Raw genomic sequence first — 13,823 nt, 5'->3', positions numbered from 1 at the left:
GAGATTCCCGGCACACCCTCGAGGTGTCTTGTCGCGCCTCGTCAATGACGCCACCAAGCGTGGCGAACGGTCCGAAGGGTCGGAAGGGCCGGGAATTTCTGGCGGTTGGCAGTCCCTCTCGCGTTGTCCCACAACAGATTTGCCCGTTATGCGTGATCGGTGCAGGGATTCAAGGTCGCGCCCGACAGGTCTAGCACCCATCGGGTGCTGACCAGCCGTTCGGCAAAGACGGCTAACGCGCGGCCAGCTGATCGTTGATGTTGGTCCATTGGCCTTCGCCCTTGTGGTTGCCCATGTTTCGGCACTGACCATCGAGGATGATCTGCCCGTAGGCGTGGTCGGACGGCATGTAGCTGATGCTGGCGGCCACGCCGTCTTTGTTCAGCGAGGCGCCGTGATAGTGCTGTCCCGGTGGCGCCCCCTCGTTCCAGCCCTGCGCGATCATCGCCGCGCGTACCTGCTGGAAATACGCATCAGGGTCCCCGTGGATCAGGAAGCTGAGCGTGACGGTGCCCTGAAACGGCGGATCGCCTTGGTCGTTGCACGAGGCGAAGGAGAATGCCCCGCTGACTCCCTCCAGCTTCGCGGCGGCGACGATCTGCTTGGCCGGCTCGATCACCTGCGCCTTGGTCTGATCGTCGCTCATGGGATGGGCCGTATCCTCGTACGGATTCGTCGATCCCGCGGCATGTGGTTTGTGTAGCACTGGCGCGCATCCTCCTAACAACACGGCGACGACCACTAGCGAACTGATCAGCGCTTGGCGCAACGGCATACGTTGTTCCTCAATGGTGGTGTTGAGCATCGAAAACATGGTTGTCGGTGATAGATCCTGGCGACCGCTCCCACTCCGGGTCGATGACGGCGGGCGTGTGCGGGCCGATGGTGACCGGGGGCAGGCCGGGGATCCTGACCTGTACGCCACCCAACGAATGGCGGTGATCGGCGGTCATGCCGTCGGCTTGTAGTTGGTCACCATGGCCGGAGACGATGTCGGACATGCCATAGAGGGCTTCGCTGCCCCGGTGGTAGTAGTACGAGTGGTCATGGGGATTGATGCCATCGGAGCCGGGGACCTCGGCGCGGAAGCGCACCGACCCAAACCCGTCGACCGCGGGGTCGGTACCCAGGCTGGGGTTAGTGCCGAAGAAGTTCTCGCCGAAAAGCTTCTTGCTCGCGCCATCGAGATGACCGAGCATGCCGACCGGATCGGTGGAGGCATCTCCCACGAAGACGTGTCCACCGTCGAGGTGGAATTGTTCGGCGCTGCGGGCCATGTCGGTTCCGGGGCAGCCCAGTAGCACGGCGTCGTTGGCGTGCATGTTGTGCATGGCGAACGCATCGGCGACGGTGGTCGAACCATACGAGTGGCCCAACACGGTGACATGTTGGCCCGCCCCGAGGTGCGTCGCCCACAGACCATTGACGTCTTGGGCCAGCGACGCACTGCCCACGCGAGCCAGCGCCGGTGTGGAGATGCGCTGGACGTCGTCGAATCCGTTGGGGGCGTCGTAGCCCATCCACGCGATGACCGCCGTCGGGTTATGGGGGTCGGCGGCGTTAGCCTGTTCGAACAGGTTGATCGCGTCGTTGTGGCCGTCGTGCAGCCAGCCGCCTTTCACGCTGCTGCTGGTACCGGGCACGATCACCGCGGTGTTCTTGGCGGTGTCGGGGTTGCCGATCGCGATCGCCGCACGGCCCTTGCCGCCGAATGCCGTTGGGTCATAAGCGAATAGGTAGACCGGTTTCGGGTGAAGCGGGTCTCCCGCGTCGTGGTCGAGGCCTAGCTTGGTCTCGTTGGCGTTCTGGTAGCGGGTCACATCCGTGGCCGACAAACCGAACTTCGCGGGGTCGCGAAGCACGTCATCCACCGAGACACCGTTGCGGCTGGCGATGCCCCGCACCCGGTCGAGGTCTTGGTTCATCACCGTGAGGTTGGCGTCGTTGCGCGCCAGAATGGGGACGCCGTTGAGGTTGCCGATTTGGTCAGGGTGCTCGGCCATGAATCGCTGCCGCTGCTGGGGGGTCAGGGATGTCCACCAGCGATTGACGTCCTCGGGACTGGCGTTCGGCAGCGGGACCTGGGTGTCGGCGTCAACTGGCGCCAGGATGTTCGGGTCGTAGCCATCGGCGCGCAAATTGCCCAGACAGCTCTGCAGCGTGGCCGAGTAGCCGTCACGAGTCGACTCCAGGTCGCCAAGAGCATCCCGGACATCATCGGCCGCATCGGCTGTCGCGTCGTCGATCAGCTTCTTCAGAAAGGCCTGGGTTTTCGCGTCGGGGTGGCCGTATTGCAGATCGTGCTGGGCCGCGTCGATGATGTGGTCGAGTCCCTGCAGCGCGTGTTCCAGCGTGGAGATTCGTTGAGCTCCGGCTTTCTGCGCCTCGGCCAACGCGGCGGCGATGTTCTCCAGATCGCTACCGATTTTGGGTAACTGCTCGGATTGCGCACCCAGGGATTTGATGACCCGCTGCACTTCAGCGGAGTCGTTGATCGGGTGATCGCCGTTCTGGTGGTTCCAGGCCGCATCAAAGCGCTTCCGGGCTTGCTCGAAGGCGTGGTCGGCTTCCGCGGTGTGTCGACCCGCGCCGTGGAAGGCTTCCGCCAGGCTCGAAATCTGCGCCGGGCTGCCCGCCTGCAGGCTCTGGTTGATCGCCCAGGGGTCTCCACCGGCCCGGGCGATCAGATCGGCCACGCTGAGCCACTTCAGCTGCATCGCTCCGCCCGAAAACCTAGCTGATAATTCTCCACACCAGCTATGACGCTACCCCCAACCGGGGGTCGTCCAAGTTAGCTACATCCGGCGACGCGCCGCAAGTCACCGCCGTGCTCCGCCGTGGCCGATGCCCTCCGATTCCCGGTCTCGCCGGGGTGCACTCAAACGGCCACCCGGCGCCGGGGCCTGGGGTTACGATCTGCGCACGGAGCTACAGATTCGAGGTGGCCATGCATCGCACCCGACGTTTCGTCACCACATTCATCGCGGCCATCGCGCCGATGATCGCCCTCGCCACATTCGCCGCGTCACCACCCGCCGCGGCCGACCCGATATGCGGGACGGCGGGAACGCCGCCCTGCGCGGGGCCTAGCCCGTTGACACCCGAACAGCAGTGCGCGTTCATCGCGTGGCGATCGATGATGCCGTGCAACTGGCTCGGAATGCAGGTGCCCGCCGGCACGCCGGGAAGTTGGGACAACCCACCGGCACCGCCACCCGAGCCGTGAGCGAGTTGCGGGGCGGCTGAGGGGCCAACCGCCACTAGCGCCTCGGCCCCGCGAAAACCCCACGCGGCCTGGGCTTCTCGCTTACCAACCCCAGTCGTCATCGTCGAGGACGTCCACGGTGAGGCTGCTGTCGGCGGGGGCTTTGGTCCCGTAGGTAAAGGTAAGCATAGTGCGGTCGTCGTCGAGGGGTTCCGTCGCGACGACGGTGGCGTGCCCGACCTTCATGCGGATCCTGTCTCCGGGCTTCAGTTCGTCAACGCGTTTCAGGGGCACGCTCAACCCATCAGCACCGGTGCAACGGGTAATTCCGCAGATACCGTGGTCATCATCGCCATCCTTTCACGGCTGGCAATGCCTCCCGCGGCCACGCAAGCGCATTCGCGGACGCGGCGGCCTCATGTGCCGATCAGATACGCTGCGCCGCAATGGAATACCGCCCACGCGGCGCGCCGGAGTAACGCGCCGAGACCCCTGGAACTATTCAGTTCTGCACAAGATCGGGCAAAGGCTCCGCGTCCGTCAACCAGTGACGTCCCACGTGCCGGGCCGCCTCCCACTTGGGGATGCTCACCGCATCGTCTTGGCCCAGGTCCTCGGGCGTCGGGCCGATGCGCTCGGCCAGCCCGGCGAGGGCACCCAGATCGAAGTTGTACAGCTCGGCCGCCGCCAGGCCCAGCATCTGCCGGGTCTCCTCGACGGGGATGTCCCAAAACGAGCGGCGCAGCCATTCGCGGGTATGCGGCCAGGTCCCTTCCGGATGGGGAAAGTCGTTGCCCCACAGCAGGTTAGAGACACCGATCTCGTAGCGTCGCGCCAGCTCCCGGCGCTCCGTGGTGGTGGCCCCGATAAAGCAGTTCCGGTCGAAGTAGGCCGAGGGCGGCATCGTCAGATCGCCCTCCATCAGATGGCTCATCTTCTTGGCCGAATGCTCACGCAGATACCGCGTGTCCATCAGCCAGATTAGATCGTTGGCCCAAAAGGCACCGCACTCCGTGACCCCCCATCGCAGCCCGGGGAAGCGCTCGAACACCCCCGACCACAACGCGAACCACAGGGGCCGGGCACCCCACCAGCGCACCTCGGTGACGTAGATGCCCAGGTGCCCCCCGTACTCCTCCTGCGGGGCGGGGCCGGAGTGGGTGTGCACCGGCATCTGCAGGTCCTGGCAGGCGGCCCAGACCTTGTCGTAGCGGCGGTCGTGGTAGGGCGGGTAGCCGACCCAGCGCGCCGGGATCAGGATCCCGCCCCGCAACCCGGATTCCGCCGCACGAGTGATCTCGACTACCGCCGCGTCGACGTCCGCCAGTATCGGCACCACCGCCACCCCGGCGCGCCGCTCGGGGCTGTGGCTGCACAGTTCGGCCAGCCAGCGGTTGTGGGCCCGCGCCCCGGCCATGGCGCGCCCCGGGTCGAGGTCGCCCGACTGGCCCAGTCCGGCGCCGAACGGGGCGCCGGCCACGCCGGTCACGGCGTCGGCGTCGGGGAAGATGACCTCGCCGACCACCCCATCGCCGTCGAGTTCCCTGTCGCGCAGGCCGACGTCCCATCCCCCGGCGATGCCGTCGCCGTGCTCGGAGAACCACTCCTGCGCGAACTCCTCGTCGATGAATCCGCCGGCCTGCGCCGCGGCGGTCTTCTCGGCCAGGTAGGCCTCGAAGTCCTCGCGGTACTCGGGGTCGACGTATTCGCGGTACCGCTCGGTCGGGAGTTCGGCGTGGGTGTCGGCGGAGATGATGATGTAGGGGTTCACGGGCGGTCCTTCCTTACCAGGCACGGATGGGGTCGGGTTCGAAGACGGTGCTGCGCGCGTCAGCGGGCACGGTGTCCAGCGGCTCGGCGACCTCGGCCACGGTCGGGCCGATCCGCTCGACGAGCGGCGCGAGGACCTCGAGGTCGAAGCCGTACACGGCGGCCGCGTTCCCGCCCAAAATGGCCGCCACCTCCTCGGCCGGAACGCGGGAGAAGGTGTGGCGCAACGCTTCCCGCGTGTAGGGGGCGGTGCCCTCGTAGTGCGGGTAGTCGCTTCCCCACATGATGCGGTCGACGCCGATGCGGTGCCGCTCGGCGCACTCGACGGGACGCATGAAACTGGCGCCGACGTAACACTGGCGGGCCCAGAATTCGCTCGGCTTGAGGCTCAGCGAGCCGGCGGTGGGCCCGGCGAACCGGGCGATCGCCGAGTTCTCCCGCCCGTAGCGGGCCGCCGCCACGTCGAGCGAGTCGAGGGTCGCCGGGATCCACCCCGCGCCCTGCTCGGTGAAGACCACGGTGAGGTCCGGATGGCGATCCAGCGCGCCGCTGAAGATCAAGTGCCACAACGCACGATGCGCCCACCAGTGCGTCTCGTACACCCACACCGCGAACGAGCTGCCCCACCCGTCCGTCGGGCTCGGCCCGGCGTTGCCGCCGTGGTGGTTGACCACCAGGCCGGCCTCCGCGCACGCCGCCCAGAGCGGCTCCCAGTGCTCGGCGTAGAGCGCGGGAATGCCCGTGCCCGGGGCGATCCCGGGCAGCAGCACCCCGCCGCGCAGGCCCAGCTTGGCGATCTGCGCCACCTCGGCGATGGCCTCGTCGATGTCCGGCAGCAGGATCTGGCCCACCCCGGCGCGCCGCTCGGGCGACAGGGAGCAGAAGTCGGCGAGCCAGCGATTGTGCGCGCGCAGGCCGGCCCAGCGCAGCTCGAGCTCGCGGGCGGTCTCGGGTGGCGGGGCGGCCAGGCTCGCCTGGGGAAAGAACGGTGGCACGGTGTTGGGGTAAATGACTTCCCCCGCAATGCCTTCGGAATCCAGGTCGGCGTTGCGCCGATCGCTGTTCCAGTTGCGCTCGGCCTCGGGCTCGGTGAGATCACCGAACGGGTTGACGTATGTCTTTGCCCAGCCGTCGAATTCGTCCCGGTACTGCGGATCGAGGTACTCGCGGTAGGCGAGCAGGTCGGCGCCGGCGTGGCAGTCGGCCGAAATGACGGTGTAGCGGTCCATGGGTCAGGCCCGCGCCGGCTCGGGCCTCGGGGCGGCGAGCAGGGCGACGTCGTCGTAGCGCTGGTGCACGTAGGGCAGCAGCCACTCCTGCGGCACCCGCGCCGCGATCCGGCCGACCTGGACGGTGCGCCGCCGACACCAGGTGATCGACCTGATCTGACGAACGACGATGTCGGCCACCGGATCCAACGGCGACTCCCCCAGCTCGAGGGTTCCGTCGATGTTCTCCAGCAGCTCGTAGTGGCGGTGGTACTCGCCATAGACCAGGTGGGGGTCGGTGATGCCGCTGCCGTCGGGGGCCCGCAGGAATTTGAAGTAGAACTCGGTGTTCACCTGGTCGGGGGGCAACTCCGCCGGGCCGGTGATCTGTCCGCTCAGCCTGATGAGCGCATAGCCCAGCCGGTCCACGGTGGCGGTGACGCGATCGCCGTCGCGCTCCACCTCGATGCGGGCCAATTTCTTTGGCTCGCCGAACGTTTCGCGCCCGCCGGTGACCGACTGCTCGGTGGACTGGGGCATGAAGAGCGGGTAGTCGCCCTCGACCTCGCCGTGCCGGGCGGTCACCGAGAACACCGCCGACCCGAAGGGCGCCATGCCCTCGATCCGCACCCGCTGCAGCTGGATGCGCACCAGTGGTTCGGCCGCGGGCTGCAGCGGGCGGGGCAGCACGGCCGCGACGATCTCCGGATCGGTGAGGTAGGTGACGGTCACCGCCTCGGTGGCGATGGGCGCCTTGGTGGCATCGATCTCGTGGTCCACCTGCGCCTCGGGCGGGCGAGGACCGTAGCGAATTACGTTGGTGTTCAACGCTTTCCTCCTTCACTGTTTTCGGCGTGCCGCCCGAGGACGTCGACGAGGTAGTCGGGCGCGCCGCGGGAAAGGATCGAGGACGCCTTGGCGCTCACCACCTGATCGGCCGGGGTGGGCGGGCCCATCATCCAGAAGCGGTCCGCGCGAATCCCGTCCACCACCTGGTCGGCGACGGTCTCGAGCGGGGTGAAATCGACGTGCGCGCCGGCGGCCTCGAAGCGGGCCACGACCTTGTCCAGTGTCTGCTCGGGCGTGCGACGTTGCTGGGTCGCGGCGTAGCGCTGCGGGCGATGCCGCCACGACTCCCAGATGCCGGTGTTCAAAAAGCCGCCGGGGAACAGGACGTGCGCCCGGACGCCCGTCCCCGTCATCTCCAAGTGGGTGTAGAGGCTCTCGGTGAGGCAGAGCACTGCCGCCTTGGTCATCGGGTAGACCGCGGTGGCCGGTCCGCCCATGGCGCCCCGGGCGATCGGGGCGATCCCGCCGTTGCCCGAACAGGTGTTGACCACGTGTCCCTCGCCCTGCTCGAGCAGGAGCGGCACGAACGCCTTGATGCCGTGGATGACGCCGAGCACGTTGACGTCGATCCCCCAGCGCCAGTCGGCCAGGTCGTGCTCCCACATGTAGCCCTCGGAGACGCCGCCGGTGCCGGCGTTGTTGCACACCACGTGGACCGCGCCGAAGCGCGAGACCGCCTCCTTGGCCAGCGACTCGACCGAGGAATAGTCGGTGACGTCGGTGGGAACCCCGGCGGCCTCGATGCCCTCGTCCGCGAGCGCCCGGGTCGCCTCCTCGAGGGGTTCGGCGAGGACGTCGGCCAGCACCACCCTCATGCCCTCGCGGCCGAAACGGCGGCCCATGGCCCGGCCGATGCCCCCGGCCCCGCCGGTCACGACCGCCACCTTGCCCCGCAGGTCTTCCATTGTGGTCATGGTCACATGGTCGCTTATATCACCGCAAGCAGTCGCATTATGCGACCATTGTGGCCATGGCCCCGCGCCCCTCCCCGCAGACCGAACGGGTGGTGAACCTGTTCGAGCAGCTTGCGGGCGACGGGAGCCGCGGGATGACATTGGCCGAGGTGTCGCGCCACTTGAGCGTGCATAAGGCCAGCTGCCACTCGATGCTGTCCGAGCTACTGCGGGCCGGCTGGCTGCTGCGCGACCCGGTGCGCAAGACCTACCACCTCGGTCCCGCTCTGGTCCGGCTCGGCCGCGAGGCCGCGGGCCGCTACCCGGCGCTGGTGTTGGCCCGCTCGGCGATGGCCGAGCTGTCGGCCGCGACGGGCGCGCACTGCGTGGCCTTCTCGGTGAGCGAGGACTACTCCACCGTCGTCGATCAGGTCCGGAGCCGTCGCGGCGGAGGTCACCCGATGCCGATCGGCACCCAGTTCCCGCACCGTCCGCCGTACGGGGCGTCGACCGTTGCCTGGGCCGGTCCCGAGGTCCGGGAGCGCTGGCTGGCCGCGCTGCCGGACGACGTGCGCGATCGCTACCGCGAGGCCATCACCAATGCCCGGCGGCGTGGGTACGCGGTCGGCCTGCATCTCCTGCCCGATCTGCGCCTACAGGAACTGGCCCTGATCGTGCGCAGTGCCGAGGTGCGGTCCACCCGACTGAGCCGGCTGGCGCAGGAATTGACCGACGAGCTGATCCACCAGGAGGAGTGGTTCCCGATCGACCTCGACGCGGACCGCACCTACGAGGTGAGCCACATCGACTCCCCGATCCTGGGCCCCGGGTCGCGCATCGCCCTGATGCTCAGCCTGGTCCCCAGCGCCGAGCCGATGAGCGGCGCGGCGGTCACCGGCCTTGGGGCGCAACTCGCTTCGGCGACCCGCCGGCTGAGCGCCGCCCTGAGCGACGAATCCGGTTAGTGCCGCTGCGGAGCCAGCCGCTTGAGGGCCAGGCCCCCTTCGAATGGTCGGTAGCCGAAGGCGGCCGGGGCGCGATATCCCGTGTCCTCGAGGGGGGTCCGCACCTCGGCGACGGTGGGCCCGATCTTCCCGGCGATCGGCACCAGCGCTTCGAGATCGAATCGGTACAGGCGGCCGGCGTTGCCGCCCAAGATCTTTCGGCAGACGTCCTCCGGCCTGTCGTGCAGGGCCCAACGAATGGCCAACGTGGAGTGGGGCGCAAAGCCCTCCTCATGGGGATAGTCACTGCCCCACATGATGTGATCGGGGCCCATGAAGTCGATCATCGAGGAGTCGTACGGCATCAGCTCGGTGGCCAAATAGCAGTTCCGCTGGACGTATTCGCTCGGAGTCAGGGACAGCTCGTCGACCGACGATCCGCCGAACATTCCATAGGTGCGGTTGCCCGCGTCCGACTTCATGGTCGGCACCATGGCGTCGAGGACGGCGAGTTGCCCGGGCACCCAGAGCGTGCCCTGCTCGGTCGGCACGAAGCGCAGCGTCGGGTAGCGCTCGAACACCCCGGCCAGGATCAGGTGACCCAGGGTCCGCTGGGCCCACAACGCCATTTCGGTGATCAACACCGCGTTGGAGGCCGGCTGGTCCATCGGCATCTCGGGACTGCCGGCGCCCGCGTGCTGCACCACCGTGAGGTCCAATTCCGCGCACAGCGCCCAAAGTGGTTCGTAGCGGGTGTGAAACAGCGGGGCCACCTGCGAATCGCCGGGCGACACCGGCGGAATGAGCACGCCGCCAAAGCAATCCTGCTCCGCGCCCCAGCGGATCTCCTCCAGCGCCAACTCGACATCGTTGGGAAAGATCTGGATCAGCCCGCGCCGCCGGGCGGGCGCCAGCGAACAGAAGTCGACCTGCCACCGGTTGTGGGCCTGCACGCCGGCCCAACGTTGCTCGAACTCCTCACGCGTGCGCGGCAAGCTGATGGTGATGTTGGGGGTCGTCGGGAAGAACGGCGGAACGGTGTTGGGCAGCAGGACCTCGGCGGCCACCCCGTCGGCGTCCATCTCGGCGATCCGAAGCTCGTGGTCCCAGTTCCGGTTGGCGGTGGCGACGATCAGATCGTCGAACGGGCTGGCGTAGGCCTTGGCCCACGCATCGAACTCCTCGTGCAGGCCGGCCGGCAGATACGGTTTGTAGTCGTAAAGATCGGCCCCGGCGTGGGTATCCGTCGAAATGACGACGTAGCGATCCAGCGTGTCCCAGCTTGTAGCCATCGCACCTCCAAAGGTACGTCGAGTATAGGAGAAACGGCTCGGCGCGCGAAGGGCCAACGAAAGTCCGGGCCGCGACCGGAGCAAGATGTCACCCGTGAGTTGGACGAGGTACGACGGCAGGGCGCTCGCGGATGTCAGCCTGGATGGCGAGGCGCTGCACGCCGAGCTCGAAGACTATATCCGCGTTGACAATCCGCATCTGACGGACGTGCGACTGGAGCGCGCGACCGCGAGCGAGCCGTTCGACGCCGAATCCCGGAAGCGCTGGTATGAGGTCACCTACCTGGCCGAAGACCCGGAGGACACCGCGTAGCCGCGAGACACCGCGGCCCGTTTTCCCGCGCGCACGCCGACCGCGGCGCTAGATTCCTGTCCTGAGCGTTGCGAAGGAGTCGGCCGGTGCGGTCAATCATTGCCGTCGTCGTCGCGTTCGGTTGCGCGCTCATCTCGGCGCCGGCGGCCGCGGCCGACGACGACTTCGTCGCCCTGGCGGTGTCCGTCGGGAGCGGACGTGCCGCCGGGTGGGGCACCGGGGGCAGCCAGGACCAGGCAAACCAGATCGCGCTCGCCCACTGCACCGCCGAGGCCGGCGACGTGTGCGAAGTCGTGGCCGGCACGCGCAACGGCTGCGCATCGGTGGCGTTCGACCGTTCCGGCCGGTTCCAGGGCGGATCCGGCCCGGACACAACGGCATCCGATGCGGACGCCCTGGCCAAGCTGGGCGCCCCCAACGGACGAATCAAGGCCTCCCACTGCTCGTCGTGAAATCCGGGACGACGCCTCGCGCGATGCCGAGATGGACACCGCGATTTCGGCTATCGTTCACTTAAGTCGTCCTTGACTTGCCGCCGATTGGCCCGCGCATAGAGGGGAGGCCATGGCTCATCCGAAGGCCGGTTTTGCCACGTGGTCGGCCGCCTGCGCGATTGCGCTGGCCACGGGCGCGCTGGCCGGCGCGGCACCGGCGGCGGCCGATGACGACGCCGACGATGCGTTTCTCGCCGGCCTCGACAGGGGCGGGATCACGATGTTCGACGACGACGATGCGATCGCGACGGCCCATGCGGTGTGCAGCAGCATCGAAACGAACCCGAACGTATCGATGCTGGCGATCAAACTGACCAAGCAAACGCCGATGTCGGCGAAGCAATCCGGATACTTCATCGGCCTTTCGGTGGCCAGCTACTGCCCGGAATACAAAGATGACGTCGATCCGTCGATGGGGTGGCTGATACCACCCCCGATCCTGTGAGAGCGCAGAATCCCGCTCAGCCCTGCGCCGCGGTCAGCCAGAACACCGTGCGCTCGATGCCGGGCACGATCTCGGTGACGTCGATCTCGCCCTGAGCGAATCGCGTGAGAAACCCGTACACGACGCCGGGTAGGATGAGCTCGAGGTCTTTGGCGAACCCCGGATCGGCTTGGGCCAGAATGGCTTTGGCGACAGGGACGACGGCATCGACACCGCGCTGGATGAGGCGTTTTCCCCCGGGCCCCGATCGCGCCTGGAAGTAGGAGCGCAGCATCAACGGGTGGCTTTCCCACGGCTCGAAGATGGTCCTCATCACGTGCATCAGGTCCACATAGATCGAATCGCCGGGTAGGTCCTCGATCAGCGACGGCAATCGCGCGTAGCGGTTGGCGTCCATCCAGCCTTCCAGCGCGGCGACGATGAGCTCGTCGCGCGTCGGATACCGCTTGTAGATGGTCGCCAACGAAACGCGGGCCCGTCGCGCCACCTCGCGCAGCTGCACGGCCTCGTAGCCCTCGGTGTCGAGCATTTCGACCACGATGTCCAGGATCGGATCGACCCGGGGCCCGGACGCGCTGTCCACGGTCTGCACTCGGGACCCTGTCGTCTTCACAGTAACCATGTTACTGTGCGCACGTGAGTAACGGCGTTACTCCGGCCTGATCTGGGCCGATGACCAAGAAAAGAGGAAACGCGCCGTGGGTTCGTTAGATGGCAAAGTCGCCTTCATCACCGGGGTGGCGCGCGGCCAGGGCCGCAGCCACGCGGTGCGGCTCGCCCGCGAGGGCGCCAACATTATCGGGATCGACATCTGCGCCGACATCCCCGCCAACGGATATCCGATGGCCTCCCGGCAGGAACTGGACGAGACCGTCGCCCTCGTCGAAGAGGCCGGCGGAAAGATGCTGGGCACCGTCGCCGATGTGCGCGACTTCGAGCAGGTCAAGACCGCGATGGATAGCGGCGTCGAGCACTTCGGCCGCCTCGACATCGTGTTGGCCAACGCCGGGATCGCGCCATTGGCGTTCCGCGAGTTGAGCATTGAGGAGGAACTGGCGCAGTGGCGCGCGGTCACCGGCGTCAACCTCGACGGCGCCTACCACACGGCGTGGGCGGCCGTTCCGCACCTGCTGTCCGGTAATCGCGGCGGGGTGATCATCTTCACCAGCTCGACGGCGGGCATCAAAGGTTTCGGCGGCCTGCAAGGCGGCGGCCTGGGCTACGCGGCGTCCAAACACGGCATCGTCGGCCTGATGCGTACGCTGGCCAATGCGCTTGCGCCGCTGAACATTCGGGTGAACACCGTGCACCCGACCGCGGTCAACACCATGATGGCGACCAATGACGACATGACCGACTTCCTGGAGAAGAATCCCGGCGCCGGCCCCCATCTGCAAAACCCGATGCCCGTCGGCATGCTGGAACCCGAAGACGTCAGCGCCGCCATCGCCTACCTGGTCTCCGACGAGGCGAAGTACGTGACCGGCGTGACCTTCCCCGTCGATGCCGGCTTCTGCAACAAGGTCTGATAGCCCGTGACAACGAACGACGCAACGGGCCGGGTCGCCGGCAAACGGATCCTGATCACCGGGGCCGCGCGCGGCATGGGACGCTCGCACGCGGTGCGGCTGGCCGAGGAGGGTGCCGACTGCGTCCTCGTCGACATCTGTTCCACTCCAGCGGGTTTGGAATACCCGCTGGCCACCGAGGACGACCTGAACGAGACCGCGAACCTGGTCGAGAAACATGGCCGCCGGGCGATCACCGCGGTCGTCGACGTGCGCGACGAGGCCGCCATGAAAGCGGCGGTCGACGCGGCCGCCGACGAACTCGGCGGGCTCGACGGCGCGGTCGCCAACGCCGGCGTGCTCACCGTCGGCACCTGGGACACCACCACCGCCGAGCAGTGGCGGCTGGTCGTCGATGTCAACCTCATCGGGGCCTGGAACACCTGCGCGGCCGCGCTGCCCCACCTCGTCGCGCGCGGCGGCGGGAGCCTGGTCAACATCAGTTCCTCGGCCGGCATCAAGGGGACCCCGCTGCATGTGCCCTACACGGCGTCCAAGCACGGCATCGTGGGGATGACGCTCGCGCTGGCCAACGAGCTTGCCGCACAGAACATTCGGGTCAACACCGTGCACCCCACCGGCGTGGCGACCGGCATGGCGCCCCCGACGATGCACACGTTGATCGCCGAGCAGCGGCCCGACCTGGTGCCCATCTTCCTCAACGCGCTGCCCGCGCCGCTGATTGAGGCGGCCGATGTGAGCAACGCGGTGCTCTACCTCCTCTCCGATGAATCCCGTTATGTCACGGGGCTTGAACTGAAAGTGGACGCCGGTGTCACCATCAGATAGTGCTTTGACGGACGACGGTGCGAGACATGAACGGGGGGCGCGCACCTTCGCCG

General features: G+C 67.6%; 16 protein-coding genes. 7 read left to right on the top strand and 9 right to left on the bottom strand.

Annotated features, from left to right (window positions below):
* Nucleotides 1-232: 232 nt before the first annotated feature.
* Complete coding sequence (locus QGN30_RS11295) at nt 233-805, bottom strand: hypothetical protein (RefSeq protein WP_026071302.1); 573 nt, start codon at nt 803-805, stop codon at nt 233-235.
* Nucleotides 786-2,717, bottom strand: a complete 1,932-nt coding sequence (locus QGN30_RS11290; RefSeq protein ID WP_038536809.1) for a putative alpha/beta hydrolase — start codon at nt 2,715-2,717, stop codon at nt 786-788. Before QGN30_RS11290 ends, QGN30_RS11295 begins: the two co-directional genes overlap by 20 nt.
* A gap of 224 nt (nt 2,718-2,941) precedes the next feature.
* Between QGN30_RS11290 and QGN30_RS11285 the strand changes: the two genes are divergently transcribed.
* On the top strand, nt 2,942-3,226 hold the full coding sequence (locus QGN30_RS11285; RefSeq protein ID WP_326567044.1) for a hypothetical protein: 285 nt from the start codon (nt 2,942-2,944) through the stop codon (nt 3,224-3,226).
* Between the two features lie 81 nt (nt 3,227-3,307).
* Here the strand turns inward: QGN30_RS11285 and QGN30_RS11280 are convergent, their stop codons facing one another.
* The 5 genes from QGN30_RS11280 to QGN30_RS11260 form a co-directional block, all read right to left on the bottom strand.
* Nucleotides 3,308-3,499, bottom strand: a complete 192-nt coding sequence (locus QGN30_RS11280) for a hypothetical protein (RefSeq protein ID WP_014385352.1) — start codon at nt 3,497-3,499, stop codon at nt 3,308-3,310.
* Between the two features lie 208 nt (nt 3,500-3,707).
* Nucleotides 3,708-4,976, bottom strand: coding sequence for an amidohydrolase family protein (locus QGN30_RS11275; protein WP_038536821.1), 1,269 nt, complete (start codon nt 4,974-4,976; stop codon nt 3,708-3,710).
* Nucleotides 4,977-4,989: 13 nt separating this feature from the next.
* A complete protein-coding gene (locus QGN30_RS11270) occupies nt 4,990-6,204 on the bottom strand; it encodes an amidohydrolase family protein (RefSeq protein ID WP_038536823.1) in 1,215 nt (404 codons plus the stop codon).
* A 3-nt stretch (nt 6,205-6,207) separates the two neighbouring features.
* On the bottom strand, nt 6,208-7,011 hold the full coding sequence (locus QGN30_RS11265; protein WP_038536825.1) for an acetoacetate decarboxylase family protein: 804 nt from the start codon (nt 7,009-7,011) through the stop codon (nt 6,208-6,210).
* Nucleotides 7,008-7,937: an SDR family NAD(P)-dependent oxidoreductase gene (locus QGN30_RS11260; protein ID WP_038536827.1), complete on the bottom strand. Its 930-nt coding sequence runs from the start codon at nt 7,935-7,937 to the stop codon at nt 7,008-7,010. The genes QGN30_RS11265 and QGN30_RS11260 overlap by 4 nt, the downstream gene beginning before the upstream one ends.
* Nucleotides 7,938-8,002: 65 nt before the next feature.
* Here QGN30_RS11260 and QGN30_RS11255 point away from each other — a divergent pair, with 65 nt between their 5' ends.
* The gene (locus tag QGN30_RS11255) at nt 8,003-8,890 is read left to right on the top strand and encodes an IclR family transcriptional regulator (protein WP_008258464.1); all 888 of its coding nucleotides are present in this window, start codon (nt 8,003-8,005) and stop codon (nt 8,888-8,890) included.
* On the opposite strand, the gene QGN30_RS11250 is transcribed toward QGN30_RS11255, so the two are convergent.
* Nucleotides 8,887-10,161 carry an amidohydrolase family protein gene (locus QGN30_RS11250; RefSeq protein WP_014380575.1) on the bottom strand — a complete coding sequence of 425 codons (1,275 nt, stop codon included), beginning with the start codon at nt 10,159-10,161 and terminating at the stop codon, nt 8,887-8,889. The two genes, QGN30_RS11255 and QGN30_RS11250, sit on opposite strands and share 4 nt — an antisense overlap.
* Nucleotides 10,162-10,255: 94 nt before the next feature.
* On the opposite strand from QGN30_RS11250, the gene QGN30_RS11245 reads away from it, so the two are divergent.
* The 3 genes from QGN30_RS11245 (at nt 10,256) to QGN30_RS11235 (ending at nt 11,413) form a co-directional block, all read left to right on the top strand.
* Nucleotides 10,256-10,474, top strand: a complete 219-nt coding sequence (locus QGN30_RS11245; protein ID WP_009952053.1) for a hypothetical protein — start codon at nt 10,256-10,258, stop codon at nt 10,472-10,474.
* 86 nt (nt 10,475-10,560) lie between these two features.
* Nucleotides 10,561-10,926: a DUF4189 domain-containing protein gene (locus QGN30_RS11240; protein WP_014942546.1), complete on the top strand. Its 366-nt coding sequence runs from the start codon at nt 10,561-10,563 to the stop codon at nt 10,924-10,926.
* A gap of 112 nt (nt 10,927-11,038) precedes the next feature.
* Nucleotides 11,039-11,413: a DUF732 domain-containing protein gene (locus QGN30_RS11235; RefSeq protein WP_038536832.1), complete on the top strand. Its 375-nt coding sequence runs from the start codon at nt 11,039-11,041 to the stop codon at nt 11,411-11,413.
* Nucleotides 11,414-11,429: 16 nt separating this feature from the next.
* On the opposite strand, the gene QGN30_RS11230 is transcribed toward QGN30_RS11235, so the two are convergent.
* Nucleotides 11,430-11,996 carry a TetR/AcrR family transcriptional regulator gene (locus QGN30_RS11230; protein ID WP_014385361.1) on the bottom strand — a complete coding sequence of 189 codons (567 nt, stop codon included), beginning with the start codon at nt 11,994-11,996 and terminating at the stop codon, nt 11,430-11,432.
* 115 nt (nt 11,997-12,111) lie between these two features.
* Between QGN30_RS11230 and QGN30_RS11225 the strand changes: the two genes are divergently transcribed.
* Both QGN30_RS11225 and QGN30_RS11220 read left to right on the top strand, forming a co-directional pair.
* Entirely contained in the window at nt 12,112-12,942 is an 831-nt protein-coding gene (locus tag QGN30_RS11225; RefSeq protein WP_008258475.1) for a mycofactocin-coupled SDR family oxidoreductase, read from the top strand.
* Between the two features lie 6 nt (nt 12,943-12,948).
* A complete protein-coding gene (locus tag QGN30_RS11220) occupies nt 12,949-13,770 on the top strand; it encodes a mycofactocin-coupled SDR family oxidoreductase (RefSeq protein ID WP_014380578.1) in 822 nt (273 codons plus the stop codon).
* Nucleotides 13,771-13,823 lie beyond the last annotated feature (53 nt).

This window comes from Mycobacterium sp. 3-98, from assembly GCF_035918355.1.
Taxonomy (GTDB): domain Bacteria; phylum Actinomycetota; class Actinomycetes; order Mycobacteriales; family Mycobacteriaceae; genus Mycobacterium; species Mycobacterium intracellulare.
Note: the sequence above shows the minus strand (reverse complement) of the source record. Positions and strands in the feature narration are given on the sequence as shown.